17 protein-coding genes are annotated in these 22,098 nt (G+C 43.0%); 11 read left to right on the forward strand and 6 right to left on the reverse strand.

The annotated features are described in order from the left end of the window. Genes gspE through gspC form a run of 3 tightly spaced genes read right to left on the reverse strand, consistent with a single transcriptional unit; the run spans position 1 to position 4,522 of the window. Entirely contained in the window at positions 1-1,536 is a 1,536-nt protein-coding gene (gene gspE / locus J8L98_RS10165) for a type II secretion system ATPase GspE (protein WP_247670991.1), read from the reverse strand. Then, positions 1,529-3,598 carry a type II secretion system secretin GspD gene (gspD, locus tag J8L98_RS10170; protein ID WP_210996317.1) on the reverse strand — a complete coding sequence of 690 codons (2,070 nt, stop codon included), beginning with the start codon at positions 3,596-3,598 and terminating at the stop codon, positions 1,529-1,531. The genes gspE and gspD overlap by 8 nt, the downstream gene beginning before the upstream one ends. A gap of 27 nt (positions 3,599-3,625) precedes the next feature. Further along, positions 3,626-4,522, reverse strand: coding sequence for a type II secretion system protein GspC (gene gspC, locus J8L98_RS10175; protein ID WP_210996318.1), 897 nt, complete (start codon positions 4,520-4,522; stop codon positions 3,626-3,628). 212 nt (positions 4,523-4,734) lie between these two features. Between gspC and hslR the strand changes: the two genes are divergently transcribed. From hslR to J8L98_RS10190, 3 genes are all read left to right on the forward strand, one after another. Further along, a complete protein-coding gene (gene hslR / locus J8L98_RS10180; protein WP_192509004.1) occupies positions 4,735-5,145 on the forward strand; it encodes a ribosome-associated heat shock protein Hsp15 in 411 nt (136 codons plus the stop codon). Positions 5,146-5,155: 10 nt separating this feature from the next. Further along, positions 5,156-6,001 (forward strand): Hsp33 family molecular chaperone HslO, encoded by an 846-nt coding sequence (gene hslO / locus J8L98_RS10185; protein ID WP_210996319.1) that lies wholly within the window; start codon positions 5,156-5,158, stop codon positions 5,999-6,001. Between the two features lie 262 nt (positions 6,002-6,263). Continuing rightward, positions 6,264-7,802: a phosphoenolpyruvate carboxykinase gene (locus J8L98_RS10190; protein ID WP_192509006.1), complete on the forward strand. Its 1,539-nt coding sequence runs from the start codon at positions 6,264-6,266 to the stop codon at positions 7,800-7,802. 155 nt (positions 7,803-7,957) lie between these two features. Here the strand turns inward: J8L98_RS10190 and J8L98_RS10195 are convergent, their stop codons facing one another. Continuing rightward, positions 7,958-9,073 carry a hypothetical protein gene (locus J8L98_RS10195; RefSeq protein WP_210996320.1) on the reverse strand — a complete coding sequence of 372 codons (1,116 nt, stop codon included), beginning with the start codon at positions 9,071-9,073 and terminating at the stop codon, positions 7,958-7,960. A gap of 71 nt (positions 9,074-9,144) precedes the next feature. Next, complete coding sequence (locus J8L98_RS10200) at positions 9,145-9,732, reverse strand: hypothetical protein (RefSeq protein ID WP_210996321.1); 588 nt, start codon at positions 9,730-9,732, stop codon at positions 9,145-9,147. 405 nt (positions 9,733-10,137) lie between these two features. Between J8L98_RS10200 and J8L98_RS10205 the strand changes: the two genes are divergently transcribed. Then, positions 10,138-12,168, forward strand: coding sequence for a methyl-accepting chemotaxis protein (locus J8L98_RS10205; RefSeq protein WP_210996322.1), 2,031 nt, complete (start codon positions 10,138-10,140; stop codon positions 12,166-12,168). Positions 12,169-12,280: 112 nt separating this feature from the next. Continuing rightward, a complete protein-coding gene (hemN, locus tag J8L98_RS10210; protein WP_210996323.1) occupies positions 12,281-13,651 on the forward strand; it encodes an oxygen-independent coproporphyrinogen III oxidase in 1,371 nt (456 codons plus the stop codon). Between the two features lie 64 nt (positions 13,652-13,715). Here the strand turns inward: hemN and J8L98_RS10215 are convergent, their stop codons facing one another. Continuing rightward, positions 13,716-15,341, reverse strand: a complete 1,626-nt coding sequence (locus J8L98_RS10215; protein ID WP_210996324.1) for a cyclic peptide export ABC transporter — start codon at positions 15,339-15,341, stop codon at positions 13,716-13,718. Between the two features lie 123 nt (positions 15,342-15,464). On the opposite strand from J8L98_RS10215, the gene fhuF reads away from it, so the two are divergent. The 6 genes from fhuF to dhbA all read left to right on the forward strand — a co-directional run bounded on the left by fhuF (position 15,465) and on the right by dhbA (position 22,088). Further along, entirely contained in the window at positions 15,465-16,190 is a 726-nt protein-coding gene (gene fhuF / locus J8L98_RS10220; protein ID WP_210996325.1) for a siderophore-iron reductase FhuF, read from the forward strand. A gap of 110 nt (positions 16,191-16,300) precedes the next feature. After that, positions 16,301-17,515, forward strand: a complete 1,215-nt coding sequence (locus J8L98_RS10225; protein WP_247682503.1) for an isochorismate synthase — start codon at positions 16,301-16,303, stop codon at positions 17,513-17,515. Beyond that, the gene (locus tag J8L98_RS10230) at positions 17,512-19,119 is read left to right on the forward strand and encodes a (2,3-dihydroxybenzoyl)adenylate synthase (protein ID WP_210996326.1); all 1,608 of its coding nucleotides are present in this window, start codon (positions 17,512-17,514) and stop codon (positions 19,117-19,119) included. The genes J8L98_RS10225 and J8L98_RS10230 overlap by 4 nt, the downstream gene beginning before the upstream one ends. Positions 19,120-19,133: 14 nt before the next feature. Further along, entirely contained in the window at positions 19,134-20,000 is an 867-nt protein-coding gene (locus J8L98_RS10235; RefSeq protein ID WP_210996327.1) for an isochorismatase family protein, read from the forward strand. Further along, on the forward strand, positions 20,000-21,337 hold the full coding sequence (locus J8L98_RS10240) for a condensation domain-containing protein (RefSeq protein ID WP_210996328.1): 1,338 nt from the start codon (positions 20,000-20,002) through the stop codon (positions 21,335-21,337). The genes J8L98_RS10235 and J8L98_RS10240 overlap by 1 nt, the downstream gene beginning before the upstream one ends. After that, on the forward strand, positions 21,324-22,088 hold the full coding sequence (gene dhbA / locus J8L98_RS10245; RefSeq protein ID WP_210996329.1) for a 2,3-dihydro-2,3-dihydroxybenzoate dehydrogenase: 765 nt from the start codon (positions 21,324-21,326) through the stop codon (positions 22,086-22,088). Before J8L98_RS10240 ends, dhbA begins: the two co-directional genes overlap by 14 nt. Positions 22,089-22,098 lie beyond the last annotated feature (10 nt).

The raw sequence follows: 22,098 nt of genomic DNA on the forward strand, positions 1-22,098 counted from the left end.
TTATCCTTCCTCGCGAGTCACTCGCAATACTTCTTCTAGCGTTGTTTTACCGTCTAAAACACGCGAACAACCATCTTGACGAATACTCGGACTGTGCTGACGAATATACTTCTCTACCGCCTGCTCACCTTTACCGTTATGAATAAGCTCACGAATATGTTCATCAACAATCAGTAACTCATGAATACCGGTTCGGCCTTTATAGCCATTATAATTACACTCTTCGCACCCTACAGCGCGGTAAATTGTCGTTTGCTGACCGCTCGGTATACCTAACAATTCACATTCACCGTCATCAGCATGATGACCGGCTTTACAGTTTGAACATAAAGTTCTGACTAAGCGCTGTGATAACACCCCTAATAAAGAAGAAGACAGTAAGAACGGTTCTACCCCCATATCTTCCATACGGGTGATGGCACCCGCCGCTGTATTGGTGTGTAGTGTCGACATTACAAGGTGACCCGTTAATGAAGCTTGTACGGCAATTTGGCCTGTTTCTAAGTCTCGGATCTCACCGACCATCACCACATCTGGATCTTGACGCAAAATAGCGCGTAGCCCCCGAGCAAACGTCATGTCAACTTTCGCGTTAACTTGCGTCTGACCAATACCAGGAATTTCATATTCAATTGGATCTTCAACCGTCAGAATATTACGATCTTTTGAGTTTATCTGACTCATACCTGCATATAACGTGGTACTTTTACCTGAACCGGTCGGGCCCGTCACTAAGATGATACCGTGAGGCTTACTAATAATGCCGGCAAATAATTCTCGGTTACGCTCTGTCATCCCTAAGTCTTCTAAGTCTAATCGAGCATTGTTCTTATCCAGTAAACGTAATACCACTCGCTCACCAAAACTTGAAGGCATGGTTGACACCCGCACATCTACCGCACGCCCAGCAATGCGTAAACTAATACGACCATCTTGTGGAATGCGTTTTTCGGCGATATCAAGCTTAGCCATTACCTTAATACGCGACACGAGTAACGAGGCGAGTTTACGGTTTGGTTTGAGTACCTCTTTAAGCACCCCGTCAACCCGAAAGCGGATCACGAGATCTTGCTCAAAGGTTTCAATGTGAATATCAGACGCACCTTCTTTGATTGCTTCACTGAGCATGGCATTGATCAATTTAATGATGGGTGCATCATCATCCGCAGCCAACAAATCTTCTGTTTGCGGTAACTCTTCCGCCAACGAAAACAGGTCAACTTCGTTGCCAATGTCTTCCATCATTTGCTGCGTTTCAGAGCTATCACGCTGATACGATTCTTCAAGCAATAACTCAAATTTATCGTCTTCAAGTTGTACCAGCGTAAAAGGTTCTGCCGCAACTCGGCGTACTTCCAGTAATGCCGGAACTGACAGCTCGCCACGATAAAACACTTTTAAACCATCAGGCGTGTCACTGAGCAAAATGCCTTCGCGGCGCGCATAAGCAAATGGCAAGCGTAAACGAATTACCTGCGCATTATCTAGTTCGGCAGTATGGTCCTCTGCGAGAACATCAACTTGGCTATCAGTCATTGTTTTCTTGCTCTTGCTTGTTTTTGCCACTTAAAAACTCTTCGTAAGTCGGTGGTAATACCAAGGCATCATTCCACTCTGGTAGCACAGGGGTATCTTCTGACGGCATTAATTGAATGCCATCTTCATTACGCTTTACCTGCTCACTGCGAATAAAGTTATATTTCGCATGACTCAACTCATTCATACTGCGACTGTCACGCACAATGGTCGGGCGAATAAAGACCAATAAGTTACGCTTGCTCTTTTTGGTATTGGTTGATTTAAATAAATGGCCAATAAATGGAATATCGCCTAGTAACGGTACTTTTGACACGCTTTCTTGCACATCTTCATCTATCAAACCACCGAGAATAACCATGCCACCGTCATCTGCAATCACCGTGGTATTAATGGCGCGCTTATTCACAGAAATATCAACCGCAGTTGCACCACTGACACTCGACACTTCCTGTTCAATGGTCAGCTGTACTGCGCTGCCGTCATTGATTTGTGGTGTCACTTTGAGCTTAATACCCACTTCTTGGCGGTCAACCGTTTGGAATGGGTTAGAGTTATTGTCACCCGACGTAGATCCGGTAATAATAGGCACTTCTTGACCCACAATCATCGACGCTTCTTCATTGTCCATGGTGGTAATAGAAGGCGTCGCTAAAATATTAGATTTCGTATCAGTCGAAATCGCTTGGACTATTGCACCCCAATCGTTTTTGACAATCCCCATCGCGAGGCCATTTACACCACCAAGCAATTGACCCAATGGGCCTAAGTCACCTTCTTCTGTGCGCACCGTATTAGAAACCGCGTTATCATCCGTCCCGACGATTGTACCTTTAACTTCTTTATCTTGTGCTAATTTTGCCGCAACGGCTAATGACCCTACAGGCACCGTACTGCCATTATTAAACTGCAGCATACCGCCTTTTTCAGAGATCCACTGTAGTCCAAAGTTAACACCGTCACCTTCTTGTACTTCCACCACAATGGCTTCAACCAATACCTGTGCACGGCGAATATCTAACTTTTCAATGACCGAGGTGAGTGAACGCATGGTATCTGGCTGTGCTGTGATAACCAGTGAGTTTGAATCTGGATGCGCTTCAATACTGGTATCGTTACGATTACTGCGTGAACGGGTTTTGTTATTGCTGCCCTTAGATTCTTCTTGCAAGGTTTTACTCACGCCTTGCAATACTTTGACTAAATCTTCAGCCTTAGCATAATTTAAATAAAATACTTTAGTATTACCTTGGCTTTCCAACTCGCCGTCTAATCGTTTAATCAATTCAGTCGCACGGCTGCGTGCTTGAGACTCGCCACTGACGATAACACTGTTGGTTCTGCCATCGGCAACGACTTTAGGAATTAAGAACTCAGGCACGCTGTTTTTACCGGTGCCTTTATAAATACTTTCAACTACTTTAACCACATCATCGGCGGTGGCATGGTGTAGTTTAATAATTTCAACACGCTTATCACCTGCTTGGTCCACTGACTTAATAATATCAACAAGCCTATTAACCGATGCCGCATGCCCTGTTAGCATCATCACGTTCGCAGAACTAAAATTGGTCACATGACCGCCATCTTTTTGGTCACTGAACTGCCTGATCAAGGGCCCGAGCTCTTGCACGCTGACGTTCTTTACACGTACAACGCGCGTCACCATCACATCGCCGTTACCAAATTCTTTGCCTTTGACTAATGGCACATTCCCTTTTTTACCATCAGAACTACGGACAACTTTCAGTACCCCGCTGTCCATCTCCATAACAGAGTAGCCATACACTTCTAACACATTCAGGAAGAACTGATAATAAATTGACTCATCCATCAACTCATAACTACGTACATTGATATTGCCACGCACGTTTGGGTCGATAATAATGGTTTTGTTTAAGTTTTTACCAACGATATTAATAAATTCGTTGATGTCAGTTCCTTTAAAGTTGGCAGCGTACTCAATGGCAGACACCGATAAAGACAGACCAGCGGCAATCATTAGAGCTGCATACTTAGCTAACCCTTTTTTGATTTTTGTGAGGTGTAGCTTATTACCCATTTTATTTAAACTCCAAAAGTAGTAACTTTACAGGCTGAATTGTACTGAAATGGTTTGACCATCTCGTTCAATGGTGATGCTTGCATCTGAGCTATTTCTCAGCTCATTCATTGCAGACATAGCCTGTTTCATATCCGTGAGTTGATAGCCGTTGATGGCAACAGCTAAATCGTTATTTTTGAGCCCCATTTTGCGGAAAAGTTCAGGATCTTTACCTGGACTCAAGCGATATCCGATCAATTGACCTTCCTTCATGGCGCGTGAAATTCTTATATAATCAAATAACTTGCCTGGTTCTTTCAACAGTTCATCGCGCTGTGAAGATATGTCAGCACTGGCAACCAGCTGAGATGATTTTTTACGGTTGGGGCTTTTACCTGTCGATTTTGAAGCCACTGGCATTGCCACATTTTTTGAATACTCAATACCATCTAGCATCAGTGTTTCAAATCGACCACTTACATCCAAAATAACGCGGTCAGGCAACACCCGCGATAATGTTGCGCGCGTACCTTGAATTGATTCTTTGACTTCATATGTTAACTGCTTCCCTTGCGATTCAATAATCGCAAATCCGGCTGCATCATCTAAGCTTACAGCAACAATACCCGTCAATCGCACATTCAACGTTGTTTCTGGTGCATCAGACACAACGGGCTTCGGCTTTTCCTGCGCCTTGGCATCTGCACGGCCAAATAAATGTTGGTTGGTAATCGCTTGCGTATTAATCACATTACTGCTTGATGAATACAGCGCTGATTGACTAGGAAGTGGTTGATTCGCAGGTTGTGGCCACAATAGCCAAAACATTTGTGATAATAAATAAGCAATATAAATAACAGCTAACAATACGACCATGCGGCTTAGTTTAGCGTGAGGCAATCCTAATAAGGCTTTTTGTAACTGTTGTAACTGTAATTCCATATGCAATTTTTCTTATTCTACATTAAGCAGCTCAGTGTACCCTTTAAGCAAAAATTCAACAAGCGCACAAATATGACACGAGTGAGAACTTGAATACACACCTTTTCTACAAGCCTAACACCAATACTGGCAACGATTAAGCCTGCTTTTTTTGAATGCCAAAATATGATAGATTTCAGCTTATACTACACAATCTACATGGTTAATAAATTGTGACTAAAAATTCACCTGTACAAGCAACCAAAAACACCGGAGTAAGACTCGACAAGTGGCTTTGGGCTACTCGGTTTTATAAAACCCGAGCGCTTGCGCGTGAAATGGTACAAGGTGGTAAAGTACACTATAACGGCCAGCGCTGTAAACCCAGTAAAATCACTGAAGTAGGCGCTACTGTGAAGCTTGCGCAAGGATTTGACGAAAAAGAAGTGACTATTTTAGTGCTTTTTGAAAAACGCCAAGCGGCGGCAATCGCCCAAACGGCGTACCTAGAGTCGGAATCTAGCGTTCGTAAGCGAGAAGAAAATGCCATTGCTAGAAAAAATAACAGTTTCTTTGCACCACATCCTGTTAACAAACCAGATAAAAAGCAAAGACGTGAACTATTGAAATTAAAATCAAGCTAGGATTTTATTAATGCAACCTGATTTATTACATCGCTATATTTTTGACGAACTAGACGTACGCGGCGAATTGGTACAAATTGAAAAAACATTCAGTGACATCATTGCAGGCCACAATTACCCAGAGCCCGTTCAGCAATTGCTTGGTGAGCTGCTGGTTGCGACCAGCCTTTTAACGGCCACACTCAAGTTCGAAGGCGATATTGCCGTGCAGCTGCAAGGTGATGGCCCGGTGAAATATGCCGTGATCAACGGTGATCATAAACAAAACATGCGGGGCATTGCGCGCTTACAAAGTGACGTAACGGGTAACAAAATTGCAGACTTAATCGGTAACGGACATATGGTCATTACTATTACCCCTGTCAAAGGTGAGCGCTACCAAGGAATCGTACCTTTAACTGCCGACACGCTTGCTGGCTGTATTGAAGACTACTTTACCCAATCAGAGCAATTAACCACGCGTTTATGGTTCGCAACCAAAACGGGCTCTGAAACGGTAAAAGCAGCAGGTTTGTTCTTACAAGTATTGCCGGTCAATAAAGAAAAGTCACAGCAAGACTTCACCCATCTAGAAGCACTTAGCCACACAGTAAAAGATGACGAATTATTAGAGTTAGATGCACAAACAGTGTTAACGCGTTTGTATCATGAAGACAATCCGCAACTGTTCGAGCCGCAAGAAATCAATTTTGTGTGCGGATGTAGCAAAGAGAAAACCATTGCTGCCTTAGTGAATGTTGGTCAAGAAGCGCTTTTAGAAGATGTGCAACAGCACGGTAACGTGACCATCAGCTGTCATTATTGCCTCACCGATTACCGCTTCAATGAACAAGATATCAAGGCTATTTTTAACTAAATACCCACTTGCACCTAATTTGAATACCAAGCCATCATTTTGATGGCTTTTTTATGTTTAAAAAATGATACCGGTGTCATTTAAAGTCTCTTTTTTATGACACCGGTATCATTGAAATTATTCAAGTTTTTTCACAAATTAATGTGATTTCAGGTCCTCCAAAGGCTCGAATATCTCAATATCATCTGTTACTATAAATTCAGCTTAAGGTTAGTAAGAACTCAGAGCTATCCCGTTCAATTCTCACATTTTAGGTAATAACATGACTTCAAGCGCTACTCGTTTTGTCGATTTAACTGCAGCTGAACTTGTCGAACTCGCTATTTCTCGTGGCGAGGGTACTTTGGCCGCAAACGGAGCTTTCGTTGCAAAAACTGGTCGTCGCACAGGCCGCTCTCCAAACGATCGTTTTATCGTTAAAGAGCAAAGCACTGAAAATGACATCCAATGGGGCAAAGTAAACCGCCCATTCGATGCTGATAAATTTGATGCCCTTTGGACACGTGTGGAAGCACATGTACAAGGCGGTGACCACTTCGTCTCTCACCTTGAAGTGGGTGCTGATCCTGAGCACTATTTACCAGTTGTGGTTACAACCGAAACTGCGTGGCACCACATTTTCGCTAAAAACATGTTTATTGAACCTAAAAAATATAACACGGCTGATTTACCGCAGTGGCAGGTAATGAACGTACCTTCATTTGTATGTGATCCAGAACGCGACGGCACAAACAGTGACGGTACCGTGATTATCAACTTTGCAGAGCGCAAAGTCTTGTTAGCTGGTATGCACTACGCTGGTGAAATGAAAAAATCAATGTTCTCTGTCCAAAACTTTTTGTTACCAGCAAAAGGCGTTTTACCTATGCACTGTAGTGCAAACGTGGGTGAAGCCGGTGATACCGCATTGTTCTTTGGCCTATCTGGTACAGGTAAAACAACCTTATCAGCGGATCCAACGCGTTTTCTTATCGGTGACGATGAGCACGGTTGGGCACCAGGCAGTGTTTTCAACATTGAAGGCGGTTGTTACGCAAAATGTATCGACCTATCTCAGAAGAACGAGCCTGTTATTTGGAATGCTATCAAGTTTGGTACCATCCTAGAGAACGTTGTATTAGACGAAAATCGTGTTCCTGATTTTAACGATACCAGCCTAACGCAAAATACCCGTGCTGCTTACCCACTTGAGCATGTTGAGAAGCGTAAAGTAGAGAACCGTGCCGGTGAGCCGAAAGCAGTTGTATTCTTAACGTGTGATGTCAGTGGCGTATTGCCTCCTGTTTCTGTGTTATCTGAAGAAGCGGCGGCATATCACTTCCTAAGTGGCTACACTGCAAAGGTTGGCTCAACTGAAATAGGCTCAACGTCAGACATTGAATCAACCTTCTCGACTTGTTTTGGCGCACCGTTCTTCCCACGTCCTGCTGGGGTTTACGCTGAGCTACTGATGAAACGTGTGCGTGAATTCGACGCTAAAGTATATCTGGTTAATACAGGTTGGACTGGCGGGCCATATGGTATTGGTAAGCGCTTTGATATCCCAACCACACGTGCAGTGATTGATGCGATTGTATCAGGTACGTTAGCGGGTGTTGAAACAACGCATATTGAGTCATTAAACTTAGACGTGCCTGTTGCGGTACCTGGTGTTGACAGCAAACTGCTTAACCCAATTAACACGTGGGAAGACAAAGCGAAGTATGCTGAGTACGCTGCAAAATTAGCGGCTGACTTCCAAGAAAACTTTACCAAGTATGACGTCTCAGACGCCATCAAACAAGCAGGCCCTCGCAGCTAACTTGTTATCGAGTTTGACTAAAAACGCCCTCAGTGGGCGTTTTTTTGTTTGTACAACACCCCCACCCATCATTATCAGGGTCAGCTCACATAAGCTTTAGTTTGCGCTATTTGTTTAAACACGCACAATAATGATGTGACATCGTCATATTCCGCTTAAGGCACTGTATCGAAATGGTTTTGTAAACTGCGGATCTCTTCTTGTATCGCCGGAATTAAATGAAAATTAGCCTCTCGTGTGGCAATACGCCGTTTAATACAAGGTGTATCCAAATATTGAACTTGCCAATAACCTGGGAATAACGTTTTATCTTGCAGTAACCTTAAGAACTCTGCATTACCGCCTTCATCGTACATCTTTGCAATTGACTGTTGAAAAACACTTAACGCGACTCTTGGTACTGTCATCTCTTCAAAAGGCCTTAACCCCTCAGCCAGTCTGGTCTTATCAAGTTCAGCAATTAAACGGCTTACTGACCCCTCAACCAGACTCTCATCAATTCGACTCATCAACCTCTGTAGCTGCGGGCTATCTTTAAGCACAATCAGTAAAGAAGATAACCCTGCAGTACTGGCTTGTTGAAACGCTATTTCGGCATAGCTGAGTGCACGAACGATATGCTGCTGTGCTTTGGTCGCATCTTCGTCCATGATAAATTCGGCTTCAGAAAGATCATCAATAACTAATGTACTTATTCCTGCATCCCACTCGCCAATTGCCGTTAGCCTTTGTGCTGCTTTATACGACAATGCTCGGCTTATTTCATCATTCACTCCTGAAGCCAAAGCGCGTAATGCACCTATATCACCGCCAAATGCAGCGTCCTGCAGCGCTTTAACATCCATTTGTAGATAATTCTGCATATTGTCAGAGACAAGGTTGTTATTTACATATGAAAGAGGCCCCATTTCTTTCTTTTTTAACCAATCTTGATATTGATTGTAAGCATACGCTTGATCCTCTTTTGACAGGTCTTCTGCCGCAATACACCACAGCTCTTCATAAGCCAAAGTGTTGGTGTTTGAGCGTCCACCCATTATTCGAGCCTGTGCATAAATATCTTTCATTTTCTGCTCTAACGCTAGAATTCTTTGGTTAGTAACGGCTTTGACATCAGTATATCTTGGTATTGATACCACTTTTGTGTTCAATGAAGTCTCTATTTTATGCTGAATAGCTTTATCAGGCTCCTCTAGCGCTTTACACACTACGTATACAATGATAGATATTATAGTTGCACTAAACATGCCTAGTAACACTTTGTTTTTCATATTTTTATGATCACTTTACAATCTAAAGTAGGGTGAAAACACCCTACTTATTTTGATAACAAATACCACGTTTACTTCATGCAGTTTAAAACTCTGACCTCTTTACTGTATTCACAGAGTTTATTATTTTCTCGAAGTGTGCCTTCAATAGGCGCTTTACATCTGTTGTAATTACTCCAAGAAACACTTCCTCCCCCTCCTATCACACCAATGCCACCATGGCCATCTACCGATGTTGAATCTGGCGCATTACCACATGCAGACTCTATAGAAGAGTTTGCAGATCGCAAAGCACTGTATTCACACGCTCTTAATTTAACGACCGCGTTCTGAATACATTTTTTTTCTTCTTCCGCTTTCTGCTGCTCCGGTGTTGGCTCATTCGTACCTGGGGAGCCACCACCACCGCCTCCGCCTCCGCCTCCGCCAGTATTACTAGAGCCGCCACCGTTACCAACGCCAATCACTGGAGTTGCCCCACCACTACCACCTCCACCACTGCCTCCACCATCTTGCTTCGAAGTACATTGCTCCTGCATGATTCCACCTGGGCCAGGTATCATTTTACACGTCATTTCAGCATGAGTGTATGTTGACGCACAGCATAGTAGTGCGGCGACAGCGAGTTTAACATCGCTATTCAGGGTTCTTTTTTTCATTATTTTATTATTAATCCTTTTGAATGATGATTCTCTATTGAGGTTGTTAACTCCTTGAGCTTCAATCTATTCCATGATTTGTACTCATTTTAACAACGCGCAAAGTATATTGTATACAATTTAAATCATCAACCTTAAAAAGGAACAGTTTTCGCTGTCGTCATGGATGGTGGTGGTAATAGTCAAAAAGTGACTCTCGATTCTGTGGTTTAATACCTAATTGTCATTTGAAAGCGGGTAAGATCTTTATTTCACTGTAAATAATGCAATAAACAGTTACAACTGTGAACAAATACTGACAAAACGTGTCCCTATATTGTTCGTCATCCATACCTAAAAAGTGGTAAAGCAACCTCAGTTATGCTTTGATTAAGGTTTGCTCAACCCTAATAAAAAGAATATGTCATGCTTAAGAATTTATCTTTGAGGAAGAAGATCCTCTTACTGATTGGCGGCACCATTTCCATTTTACTTGTCATCGCCTCTAGTTATTTTGTTAATCATATTGCCACTTTGTCACGGGATAGCATCCAGCGAGAAGCACAAAGCTATCTTTATTCTGAAAAGCTCTCAATGGAAGGCTTCTTTGCACAATATGGCAAACTGGTGAGCACTTTTGCCAACAGCACCCACTTAGTCAATTTTTTCAGTGACTATAACCAACGAGAAAGCGCTCTTGATAATCAACTAGGCTATCAAGAAGTCAACCAAGATTTTGTCAATCTGACCGAGAACGATGAAAATGTCCTGTCTACTTTCTTTGCCTCTGCCATTACCGGGGAGTATTTCAAGGAAAATGAACGGACATCGCGTTTTGCTGATGGCCGAGAATACTATGCTTATAAACGCGGGTGGTGGCCAGAGGCCATGAAAAAAGGCGGCTTACATGTGAGCCCAGTGTCGGTTGATGCCAATACGGGGGATGTTTCTGCGGTTATCAAAGAGCCCATCTATAATGCAGAGCGCACCCTCATTGGTATCGCAGGTATCGACTTGCAAATGAACAAGGTCAATGATTTAGTTGAAGATATTCGCTTCAATAATCAAGGTTATGGATTTTTATTAGACAGTGACTTAAAAGTTGTCCATTTATCAGCGCAAACCAGTCATAAGCTCTCTATTACAGATGAAGGCCCCAAAGGAAAAGAAGGCTTAGATGGATTAGAGACACAATTTAACGATACATCAGGCTTCCAAGCCCTTAACCGTGCAATCAAAAGTACGCAAGCGGGCACCGCCTACGTGACCTTAAAAGGCCGGCAGTATTACGTTATTTTCAATAGCGTCAAACTCGACAGCCCCATTCTCGATTGGCATGTGGGCATTATGATCCCTGTTAGTTTAATCGAAGAGCCGGTAGAAGCAGCAGTTATGACCACCATCATTGCGGTGCTTGTGATCATTTCAATTATTATTTTGATGATTTTGTGGGCAACGCAGTTAATCACCAAGCCAATAGAAACACTGGCTGAAACCATGAGAGAAATAGCCTCTGGGGATGGTGACCTCACTCGTCGCATCGATATTCACAGTAAAGATGAAGTGGGCCAGCTGGCGGAACACATGAATACCTTTATTGATAAGTTGCGCGCCATGATGCTAGATACGGCTGCGCAGGCATCCCAACTGGGTAATGCCTCTGAACAACTCAGCGCGGTATCTTCAAGTACCAACAATGAAATACAACAAGAAAAAGAGCAAGTGGATAGTGTGAGTGCAGCAGTGACCGAAATGGCCGCCACGGTCACTGAGATATCGCGTAATGCCCAAGAAACCAATCAAGCTGCTGAGCTTGTCCAACGTATAACCACCGATGGCACCACCCGCTCAACCCGTGCTCAAGCCGACATGACTGAGCTGGCGGGTCATATTGGAGAAGCCGCCAAAGTGGTGGCCGGATTAGAGCAAGAAACCAGTAATATCGGTGCCGTGATTGATGTTATCAATAGTATTGCAGAACAAACTAACTTACTGGCATTAAATGCCGCGATTGAAGCCGCTCGGGCCGGCGAACAAGGCCGTGGTTTTGCTGTTGTTGCTGACGAAGTCCGCTCTTTAGCCAGTCGCACCCAAGAGTCAACGGACGACATCCAAAAAATGATTTCACGGTTACAGCAAATTGCGCAACAAGCTTCTACCATGATGCAACAAGGCCAAGAACAAGCTGAAGGCTCGGTATCACAAACTCAAGGCGTACTTGACTCACTGCGTGATATTACCAGCTCGGTAACGACGGTGCAGGAACAAAGCCACCAGATTGCCACCTCAACAGAGCAACAAACCGTCGTTGCAGAGGATATCAATAGCAGTTTAAGTGCCATCAATGATTTGGTAAACAGTACCGCTCATCACGCACATACCTTAGCCGATGAAGCGAAAGATCTGAATGATTTAGCCCGAGCACTTAATAGTACGGTCAACCAATTTAAGCTCTAATGAAAATGACCAACACGTGCCGAACATTGGCATGTGTTGGTTTGCGATAGATCAAAGCCTCCACCTACATTCCCTTTTACACTACCCTCTTCTAGTAAGAGTGAGTGCCGTCGTGATAAATTTACCTACATGGGATGATTCCCTAATCAAAAAATACAATGTCTCTGGTCCAAGATATACGTCCTACCCCACCGCATTGTCGCTGCAAACAGGCTATCAACAAGCCAATCTTGAGTCTGCCATTACGCAATCGAACAACCGGTCTTTGTCCTTATATATTCATATTCCATTTTGTCATCAGCTCTGTTATTACTGCGGCTGTAATAAAATAGTGACCCGCCATCAATCTAAAGCTGACCTTTATCTCGATAAGCTGGAACAAGAAGTCCACGCTCAATCAAAACTGTTTAAACAGTACACCATAGAGCAACTTCATCTTGGCGGAGGCACACCCACCTTTTTAGATGAGGCGCAAATGACCCGACTCATTGCCCTACTTGAGCATCACTTTACCTTTGCAACAAACGCACAACGCAGTATTGAAATCGACCCGCGTTCATTGGCTGACACCATGCTTTGTACTTTAAAGTCGCTGAATTTCAACCGGGTCTCATTCGGTATTCAAGACTTTAATGACCAAGTCCAAGCCGCTGTCAACCGCCCTCAAGATGTTGATAAAGTCATAGCCTTAGTACGCCAAGCGCGTGCGCTGGGGTTTAAATCAATTAATGCAGACATGATTTATGGTTTACCACACCAAACTCCTGACAGCTTTGCGCAGAGCATAGAACAACTCATTGCGCTTAACCCTGATAGGGTCTCTGTGTTTAATTATGCGCATTTACCAGAACGATTTGCTGCACAGCGCAAACTCAAAGAGGAAGATATGCCAACGCCTCAGCAAAAGCTGCAAATATTCAAAAATACCCTGTCACAAATGACCCAAGCCGGTTATCAATTTATTGGCATGGACCATTTTGCTAAAAAAGATGACGCGCTGGCGATTGCACAACGCCAAGGCAAGCTGCATCGCAATTTTCAAGGATATACGACGCATGGATCGTGCGACCTACTAGGGCTGGGCGTATCCTCTATTTCTCAAATAGGGCATGCGATTTTGCAAAACCATAAAGAACTAAAAGCGTATTATCACGCGGTCTCTGATACAGGCAGTGCAATAACGAAAGGCATGCAATTAAACCACGACGATACACTCAGAGCTGATGTGATAAAACAGCTTATTTGCCACTTTGAGCTGAACATCAATACCATAGAAAGTCGTTACAACATTCATTTCCCAGACTATTTCTCTAATGAACTACTCGCTCTACAGCCACTTGTTGATGATGGCTTGGTACAACTGTCTAACACACACATCACCATTACCAGCAAAGGCAATTTATTCATTCGTATTATTTGTATGTGTTTTGATGCCTATTTACAGAAGCAATTACAACAAACCCGCTTTTCACGGGTCATCTAAGCAGTTAATGCATTAAAAAAGCCCACTGGATTCAGTGGGCTGTTACTTAACGTCTGCACATTAACTACGCAATACTTTGCTGCTCTTTGCCCACGGCAACTTCACTTAAGTGGCCATTCTCCATTCGTAACAATCTATCAGCCATATGAAAGTACTTATCATCATGGGTGATCACTAAAACGGTTTTTCCTCTGGCTGTCAGTTCTGGCAATAACTCCGTATAGAATACATCTTTAAATAACGGGTCTTGGTCAGCGGCCCATTCATCAAATAAGTAAAATGCACGATCTTCCAAATAAGCCACTACCAAAGCCAAACGTTTTCTTTGCCCTTGCGAAAGCGCTCGTGTGGTGAATGCGCCATCTTTAATGGCCACTTTATGATGCAAATTCAGTTTTTTGATCAGCGCGTTGCCTTTGTCTTCTAATGCTTGATTGGCAACGCCCAACAAACGGTCAAACAAATAAAAGTCGGTAAATACCGTGCTAAAGAGTTGACGATAGTTATCTAAACTTGGCGCTTCTATAATAGTGTTATCAACAACAATATGGCCATCGTTAGCAGCATACAAGCCACTAAATACTTTCGCAAAAGTGGTTTTTCCGCTGCCATTGCCACCCACTAAGTAAATCAACTCACCGGCATTAATCGTCAAATTAATGGGCGAAAGCGCAAAGACTTCATCACTTTGTTCATGATAATAACTATGGCTCAAATCTTTAATATGCAGCTGAGTGAAACTGTCTATTTGCTGATGCGAATTTTGCTCTATTTGTTCAAGGTCATCTTGAAACTCCGCAATGGTCTTCGCCGATGCTTTGGCTTCAAAAGCACGTGGGATCGCTTCCAGCATCACCTCCAATGGCGTTAGCATATACAAAAATAACAATGCAAACCCAGACATTACCTTGCCACTATCTGAGTCAACGCCTGACAAGTAATACAGTGTCCCGCCAATGAAAGCAAAAATACTGAACCCACCCCACGAAGCGGCTAAATGATAAATACTCGCGCCTGCTACTCTACGCGTTTTCAGTTTTTCAATGGCTTGGTCCAATACATCATTCAAAAATACCTGTCGTTTACTCTGGTTCAATTTAAGCTCTTTTGCGCCTTCAACAATCGCATCAAAGTGCACGAAGAGTTCATCCTGCAACTTTGCTGCTTCTGAAACCTTCTTATACGCTTTGGCATTTGCCAGACTGTAGCCTGCCGAGCCCAAAAATAACGTTAATAAGGCGAATAAAAATACCTGCCAATCTAGCCAAGCCATATATCCCAGGCTGCCCAGCACAATCATTGCATTCGTAAGTATGTTAGGTAAATTTTTAAAGAAGGTAGCTACTTTTAAACTATGTTCCGTGAGACATGATTTAATTTTAGCGCCACCTTGCCTTTCCATACTCTCTAATTTAGCGGAAATAACCAGCTCTGCCACCTGGCTTCTTATCACTGCCTGACTTTGTTCACTCAATTGCTCAGAAATAAGTTTAGAAAGTAATTGTAAGCACACCCCTGATATCGCCAAAATAGCAAAATAAATAAACTTTTGATCTAGCTGGTCACTTTCACTATTAATGATCTCATTAATCAATGCGACAAGTGACACACTGATCAAACCAAACAGCACACTGCTGGTTGCGGTAGCGAGAAAACGCCAACGCGTTTTTTTTATTAAATGCCCTAACACAATTAACCCTAACTTAGTTCAATTAGATACAAGACGAGGATCCAGTAAAAAAATTCAGGGCCAATTCGTCTTTGTCGTAGAAAGTTCACTTATCCACTTAAACTAAAGGCCTAATACCGTCATATGCTGCCCATTCTATCCCCTTATTTAAGCGGTCCTTTTGCCAACTATGGTAAAGGGGTCGGCTTACACACTGAACATACCTCGCTCACACTGGATGAACAGATGAAAAATGGCATGTTACGTCATGAAATTAGTACTTTTTCGCAGCGTAAAGGAGTGGGGAAATCAAGAAGCCAAGCCTCGGTTTGGCATATGCATTACACTTTGCAAATACTCCCCAGTATTATTGTCGCACAGAGTGTTTTACAGCAATCGCTGCCTTTATCGTTAAAAGATGTCCTTTGGCACACAAAATTACAGCAACTACAACTGCCAAATCAGGGCATAAATTTATCTGGAGGCCCAACAGAAATTCGATATTACGACCTTATTTTCAAGCACCTAGCGCCATTGCATACATGGTTAAATCAGCAATTTGGGATCTCAAGCAAAGTACTTTGGAGTAATTGTACTTTCAGGATCAACCAGTTTTTACATGCTATCGAGCACGCACTTGGTCATTCCGAACATTTAAAAAACGAAAGACGCATATTGCTGAGCGAATGCCATATAAACGACCAAACTAACCCACTGTATAGTAAACCCATTATGCTCACAGACTCTCTCAACACCTATCGGATCCGTGATCACTGCTGCCTATTACATGATGTACCGAATAAATCTCACTGCAGTGACTGCCCTAAATTGCCAAAACATATTGCCCATTACAGTGCAAATCGTATCTAAGAGACTAAATCTTTTGCAATGACCCTCGTCTTGAAAAAATAATATTTGCGTCAGATTACCACGGTTAATCTGCGCACAGCTGTACCATCACGACAAGGTGACTTATGTATATGAAGCATGCTTTTGAAATGCCAGAACCCAGTAAAGCATTAAACTTTCAGAGTAATCGAGATTGTTTATTTATGTCTGGTGAACGATGTATCGTCACTCACGGTATTAAGAAACGCTTCTCTTCTTCTATTACACAAACAACACAGTTGGTCACTCGGGTACAGTCTGAACTGGCCAATCAACCCGATGAAGCTATCGCGTTTGGTGTACTGCCTTTTTGCAAAACCCAACAAGCACACTTTATCATCCCAAGTAAAACCACATATTGGGAAAAGCCAGCTATCAGTAGTTGGCTCAATGCCGAGCTAAGTACACTCACAAAGCAGCCGAACCCTTTACAGTCTGTCGAATATCTACAAGGTCAAACACAATTTGAATCATCTGTGAATGCTGCAAAAAAACTCTTTGATGCCCAACTTCTTGAGAAGATTGTATTGAGTAAACAGGTTGATATGACCTTTGAAAATACCATTCAAAAAGAGCGGGTGCTGTGTCAGTTATTACAGCAAAGCCGCAGTGGCTATCACTTCTCTTTTCCTGTTACTGATAGCGCAACTTTAATGGGCGTCAGCCCTGAATTATTACTGGCAAAACACCACCAACATATTATGACTAACCCGTTAGCCGGCTCTATCCCTAGAGCATCTACAGAAGAATTAGAAGCGGCAAATAAACAGGCACTATTTAACTCAGGAAAAGACCGATTTGAGCATGCTGTTGTCATTGAAGATATGGAAAAAGTACTTGCGCCATTTTGTACAACTTTAGAGGTACCTGCGCAACCTTCTTTACTTAGTACGGCCACTATGTGGCATTTATCCACTGAGTTAAAAGGCACCCTTAAAAATGCACAGACCCATATCTTAGAGATTGCAAATCAATTACACCCTTCTCCTGCGTTGTGTGGAAAACCAACTAATCCAGCCTACCAGCATATTCAATCTTTAGAGAAACATAGTCGAGCTTTGTTCTCAGGCATTATTGGCTGGTGTGACAAACACGGTAACGGTGAGTGGGTTGTGGTAATTCGATGTGGTCAACTTGAGCACAATCAAGCAAGGCTATTTGCAGGTGCTGGTATTGTTGCAGCTTCAGATCCAACATTGGAATGGCAAGAAACAAACGCAAAATTAAAAACGATGCTGAATGCATTGGGTTTAACTTTAGATGACATTCAACAACTTTCGAACCCTATAGAAAAGGCTGAATTATGAGCATTGAATATACGCCTTGGCCGGCCGACTTAGCAAAACTATACCGTGAACAAGGGTATTGGCAAGACAAGCCATTAACCAGCTTATTAAGTGAGCAACTGACAAACAATAGCAACGGTATTGCGCTTGCGGATGGAAAACGCTCAATTAGCTATCTACAACTGTCGCAATACAGTGATAACTTAGCCGCTAATTTGGCGTTAAAAGGGCTGAAAAAATATGATACCGCGTTAATTCAATTACCTAATTGTATTGAATTCTACATTAGCTATTTTGCGCTGCTCAAGTTAGGTGTCGCACCGGTTTGCGCCTTATTTAACCACCAAAAAACAGAATTGCAAAGCTACTGTGAAATTTTACAGCCCAAGCTCATCATTGCTTCATCGATGCATGATCTGTTCGCTGATGAACAATTCAGCAACGAATTATTCAATCGTTTCAACTGCCTAAATACATTAATCGTTGACCACCACAAAGGGAACAGTGAATTAAAACAAGGCTACTTATCAGCGCAACCCTTCGAAGCACAGCCGCTAAACCCTGAAGACGTTGCATTTTTTCAACTAAGTGGTGGGAGTACAGGGACTCCAAAATTGATCCCACGCACACATAATGACTATTTATATAGCGTGGTTGCCAGTGCCGATATTTGTCAGCTAACGGGAGAAACTAGGTATTTATGTGCATTACCAGCTCCCCATAATTTCCCGTTAAGTTCCCCCGGCGCACTTGGGGTTTTTCATGCCGGCGGAAGCGTTGTATTGGCATCAGACCCCAGTCCAACAACGTGCTTTGCACTTATTGAGCATTATCAAATTACTCACACAGCTTTAGTACCGCCAGCACTGCAATTGTGGCTGAGTCATGCGCCTCACGCAGCGTATGATTTAAGCAGTTTACAGCTGATTCAAGTCGGTGGTGCAAAACTCAGCATTACAGTTGCAGAGCAAGTTAAGCCTATTTTAGACTGTGAATTACAACAAGTTTTCGGTATGGCTGAGGGCCTTGTAAATTACACTCGACATGATGACGACAGATGGTCTGTGATCAACACACAGGGCAAGCCAATTAGCCCCCATGATGAGATAAAAATTGTCGACGAAGCGGGCAATGAAGTTCCGCCTAATACCGTAGGTAGGCTCCTAACCCGTGGTCCTTATACGTTTAGGGGGTACTATAAATCTCCCGTACACAATGCCGACGCCTTCGATGAGGCTGGTTTCTACAGTTCGGGGGATCTCGTTAAGCAGCTCCCTTCTGGGCATTTAATTGTTGAAGGTAGAGATAAAGATCAAATCAACCGAGGCGGAGAAAAAATTGCCGCTGAGGAAGTAGAGAACTTACTGTTGGGGCACAATGACATTGCCCACGTTGCTATTGTGTCTATGCCAGATAGTACCTTAGGTGAGAAAAGCTGTGCATTCATTGTTATTCAAGACGCAGCGACAACCAAACTAACCGCATTAATATTACGTAAATATTTACGCCAGCTTGGCATCGCCGATTTCAAGGTGCCTGATAAGTTTCAATTCGTTGCAGCATTACCACTGACTGCTGTCGGTAAAGTCGATAAAAAAGCACTCCGTGCTACATTTGAGCAATAATAAAAAGATAAATTATGAGTATTCCAAAGCTAAGTCACTACCCACTACCACGCACAGCACAGCTGCCAGAAAATCGTGTTGATTGGCAAATAGAACCAGAGCGTGCTGCATTGTTAATTCATGACATGCAAAATTACTTCATTGGCTTTTATGGTGATAACAACCCGCTTATTGACGCGGTTGTTGCCAATATACAAGCACTCAAAAGCCATTGTTATGAAAACAACATTCCAGTTTACTATACTGCCCAACCAATTAAGCAGGGATTTAACGAGCGTGGACTACTGCGTGATATGTGGGGCGATGGTTTACAAGACCCAGCCCAGCAGCCTGTGATGGATGCGCTACAACCTACCGAGAAAGACATTGTATTGACCAAATGGCGCTATAGTGCCTTTCAAAAATGTGATTTTGAAACCCGCTTGAGCGATTCAGGCCGAGATCAATTACTCATTGTCGGGATTTATGCGCATATTGGCGTGATGACAACCGCTGTTGATGCGTTCATGCGAGACATACAACCATTTGTCATCGGTGATGCTGTTGCTGATTTTAGCTATGACGAGCATACAATGGCATTAAACTTTGTTGCAAAGCGCTGCGGTAAAGTGATAAACACAGCCGAAGTTTTAGGCAGCGAGAGCCTCGACATAACCACTTTAGAAGGCTTAAAAGCACATATTGTCCCGCTCATAGATTGTGAACCTGAGGAGTTTGATGAATTTGAAAGTCTCATCGATTATGGACTAGATTCGGTGCAAGTCATGAATTTAATTGCATTATGGCAACAGCAAGGTATTGAAACTAACTTCATCGAACTGGCACAGATCCCGACTCTATCAGCTTGGGTTGAATTACTAGAAGAACGAAAGGACGACTAATGACGCACCATATAGCAGATTCTCTGCCATTGAGTGCGTCTCAGCACGCGATGTGGTTATTACACACCATCAGCGGTCGAGGTGAGTTATTCAATGTTGCTGAATGCTTGGCATTTCAAGGAAAAGTTGCAGCCTCGGTGCTGCAACAAGCATTCGATCATGTCTGGCTCGCAAGTAATACATTAAGCTGCTACTTTCCACATGATGATGCTTATACACCCCAGCTTCAACCGACTGACAATACCCCGGCGATTGAATTTATTCAGCTCGACTGCGATATAGACGATGTCGCTCAGTACGCTCAGCAGTTTATGGCTCCTAAATTAGGTCAATCATTCGACTTATCCGCGCAGCCATTGATGCAGTTATATTTACTCCGTGGCACGTCACAAGATTACTTGATGATTTTGGCCCACCACTTATTACTTGATGGTTATGGTTTTGGTTTATTTAGCCAAGCATTAAATCGTACCTACAATGCGCTTATGAAAGGTAAACCCTTACCAAATTTGCGCTTTTCCAATCAGCAAACATTACTACAAGCCCAGCAAGAAACATCATACCTTACGGCCCAAGCCGCCGCGGGGGTGACTTTGAATCGATGGTTAGATGATATAGACGTTATACATAGTTTTAGCGACAGCAAAGCCGATGTAAGCATGGCGAATACGCGTTTAACCGAACAGTTCTCTCGTACCCAATGGCACACGATTCAATCAGCCGCTGCGCAAGTAAGTGCAAGCAGTTCTGAGGTATTACTCGCTGCGATTGCGGCGTCGTTAGTGGCAAAAACGAAATACTATCATGTCACTTTAGGGTTGATCATGATGAATCGCCAATCGATGGCTGAGCTGTCGACCCCTTGTGTGCAAAGCAATGTGCTACCGCTGCCACTACAACTGTGTGAGAATATGACCTTGCAAGACCTCACTGTTTTGATCAACCAACAAATTAGGGCATTAAAAAACCTACAAAGCTACCGTGTTGAATCATTAAAACGTGACAGACAAAAACAAGGAAAGTCACTCACCGTATTTGGCCCAACGATTAACCTACTGCCCTTTTCAAGTAACCCTAAATATGCCGGCGTCGAAACACACAGCCATATTTTAAGTGCAGGGACCACAGACGATATTATGCTGCAAATTCATTTGCTGGGTGATACGCCCGCCAAAATAGATTTTGATGTGAATCAAGCAAGGTATCTGCCTGAGCAAGTACATACAATACAATCACATGTCTTCTTTGCTGCAACCTACTGGGCTGATCATCCTCTGATATCACTGAATCAACTAATTCATGAATTAGAGCAAGGAGCACACCATGTCGCTAGATAAGCAGCTTAAAGCTGAATATCAAGACAAAATTGTATGGATCACCGGCGTCGGGCAAGGTATTGGCCTTAGCACCGCAAAACAATTTTCGGCTCTGGGCGCTAATGTGATTGGCTTTGACAAACATTTCAGTGACGCATCTGTATTATACAAAAGTGTTCAATGCGATTTATCCAACTTACTAGAACTTGAGCAGATATTAGCAGAGCTTATAGCGTCTGGTTTGGCGCCGTATAACTTAATCAATGTCGCAGGGGTTTTAGAATACGACTCCATCGATACCATAACCACTGACCAGTGGTTACATTGTCATACCGTTAATTGCAGTGCTGTGTTTCTGTTCATTCAGGCGTGCTACAACAATTTCAAACAGAATAAAGCCGGTAGCATTGTTACCGTAGGTTCCAATGCAGCACAGACGCCGCGACAAAAGATGGCCGCTTATTGTGCGTCAAAAGCAGCGGTAACCCAACTAACATTAACCGCAGGCTTAGAACTTGCAAATTATGGTATCCGCTGTAATGTTATTGCCCCAGGATCTACATTAACCCCGATGCAAACCGGTATGTGGCAAGATGATAGCGGAGCTAAAAATGTCATTGATGGATTTGCTAAAGAGTACAAGTTAGGGATCCCTTTACAAAAAATAGCGACCCCAGATGAAGTGGCACACAGTATTGTCTTTATTGCCTCAAACTTGTCTTCACATACCACAATGCAAATCATCACCATTGATGGTGGCGCAACTTTTTAAACACTATAAG

It is taken from the genome of Pseudoalteromonas sp. MMG013 (assembly GCF_018100885.1).
Lineage (GTDB): Bacteria > Pseudomonadota > Gammaproteobacteria > Enterobacterales > Alteromonadaceae > Pseudoalteromonas > Pseudoalteromonas aurantia.

Coding starts and splice junctions, on each gene's coding strand:
- gspE (WP_247670991.1), bottom strand. CDS start 1,536: ATGACTGATAGCCAAGTTGATGTTCTCGCAGAGGACCATACTGCCGAA.
- gspD (WP_210996317.1), bottom strand. CDS start 3,598: ATGGGTAATAAGCTACACCTCACAAAAATCAAAAAAGGGTTAGCTAAG.
- gspC (WP_210996318.1), bottom strand. CDS start 4,522: ATGGAATTACAGTTACAACAGTTACAAAAAGCCTTATTAGGATTGCCT.
- hslO (WP_210996319.1), top strand. CDS start 5,156: ATGCAACCTGATTTATTACATCGCTATATTTTTGACGAACTAGACGTA.
- J8L98_RS10190 (WP_192509006.1), top strand. CDS start 6,264: ATGACTTCAAGCGCTACTCGTTTTGTCGATTTAACTGCAGCTGAACTT.
- J8L98_RS10195 (WP_210996320.1), bottom strand. CDS start 9,073: ATGAAAAACAAAGTGTTACTAGGCATGTTTAGTGCAACTATAATATCT.
- J8L98_RS10200 (WP_210996321.1), bottom strand. CDS start 9,732: ATGAAAAAAAGAACCCTGAATAGCGATGTTAAACTCGCTGTCGCCGCA.
- J8L98_RS10205 (WP_210996322.1), top strand. CDS start 10,138: ATGCTTAAGAATTTATCTTTGAGGAAGAAGATCCTCTTACTGATTGGC.
- fhuF (WP_210996325.1), top strand. CDS start 15,465: ATGCTGCCCATTCTATCCCCTTATTTAAGCGGTCCTTTTGCCAACTAT.
- J8L98_RS10225 (WP_247682503.1), top strand. CDS start 16,301: ATGAAGCATGCTTTTGAAATGCCAGAACCCAGTAAAGCATTAAACTTT.
- J8L98_RS10230 (WP_210996326.1), top strand. CDS start 17,512: ATGAGCATTGAATATACGCCTTGGCCGGCCGACTTAGCAAAACTATAC.
- J8L98_RS10235 (WP_210996327.1), top strand. CDS start 19,134: ATGAGTATTCCAAAGCTAAGTCACTACCCACTACCACGCACAGCACAG.
- J8L98_RS10240 (WP_210996328.1), top strand. CDS start 20,000: ATGACGCACCATATAGCAGATTCTCTGCCATTGAGTGCGTCTCAGCAC.
- dhbA (WP_210996329.1), top strand. CDS start 21,324: ATGTCGCTAGATAAGCAGCTTAAAGCTGAATATCAAGACAAAATTGTA.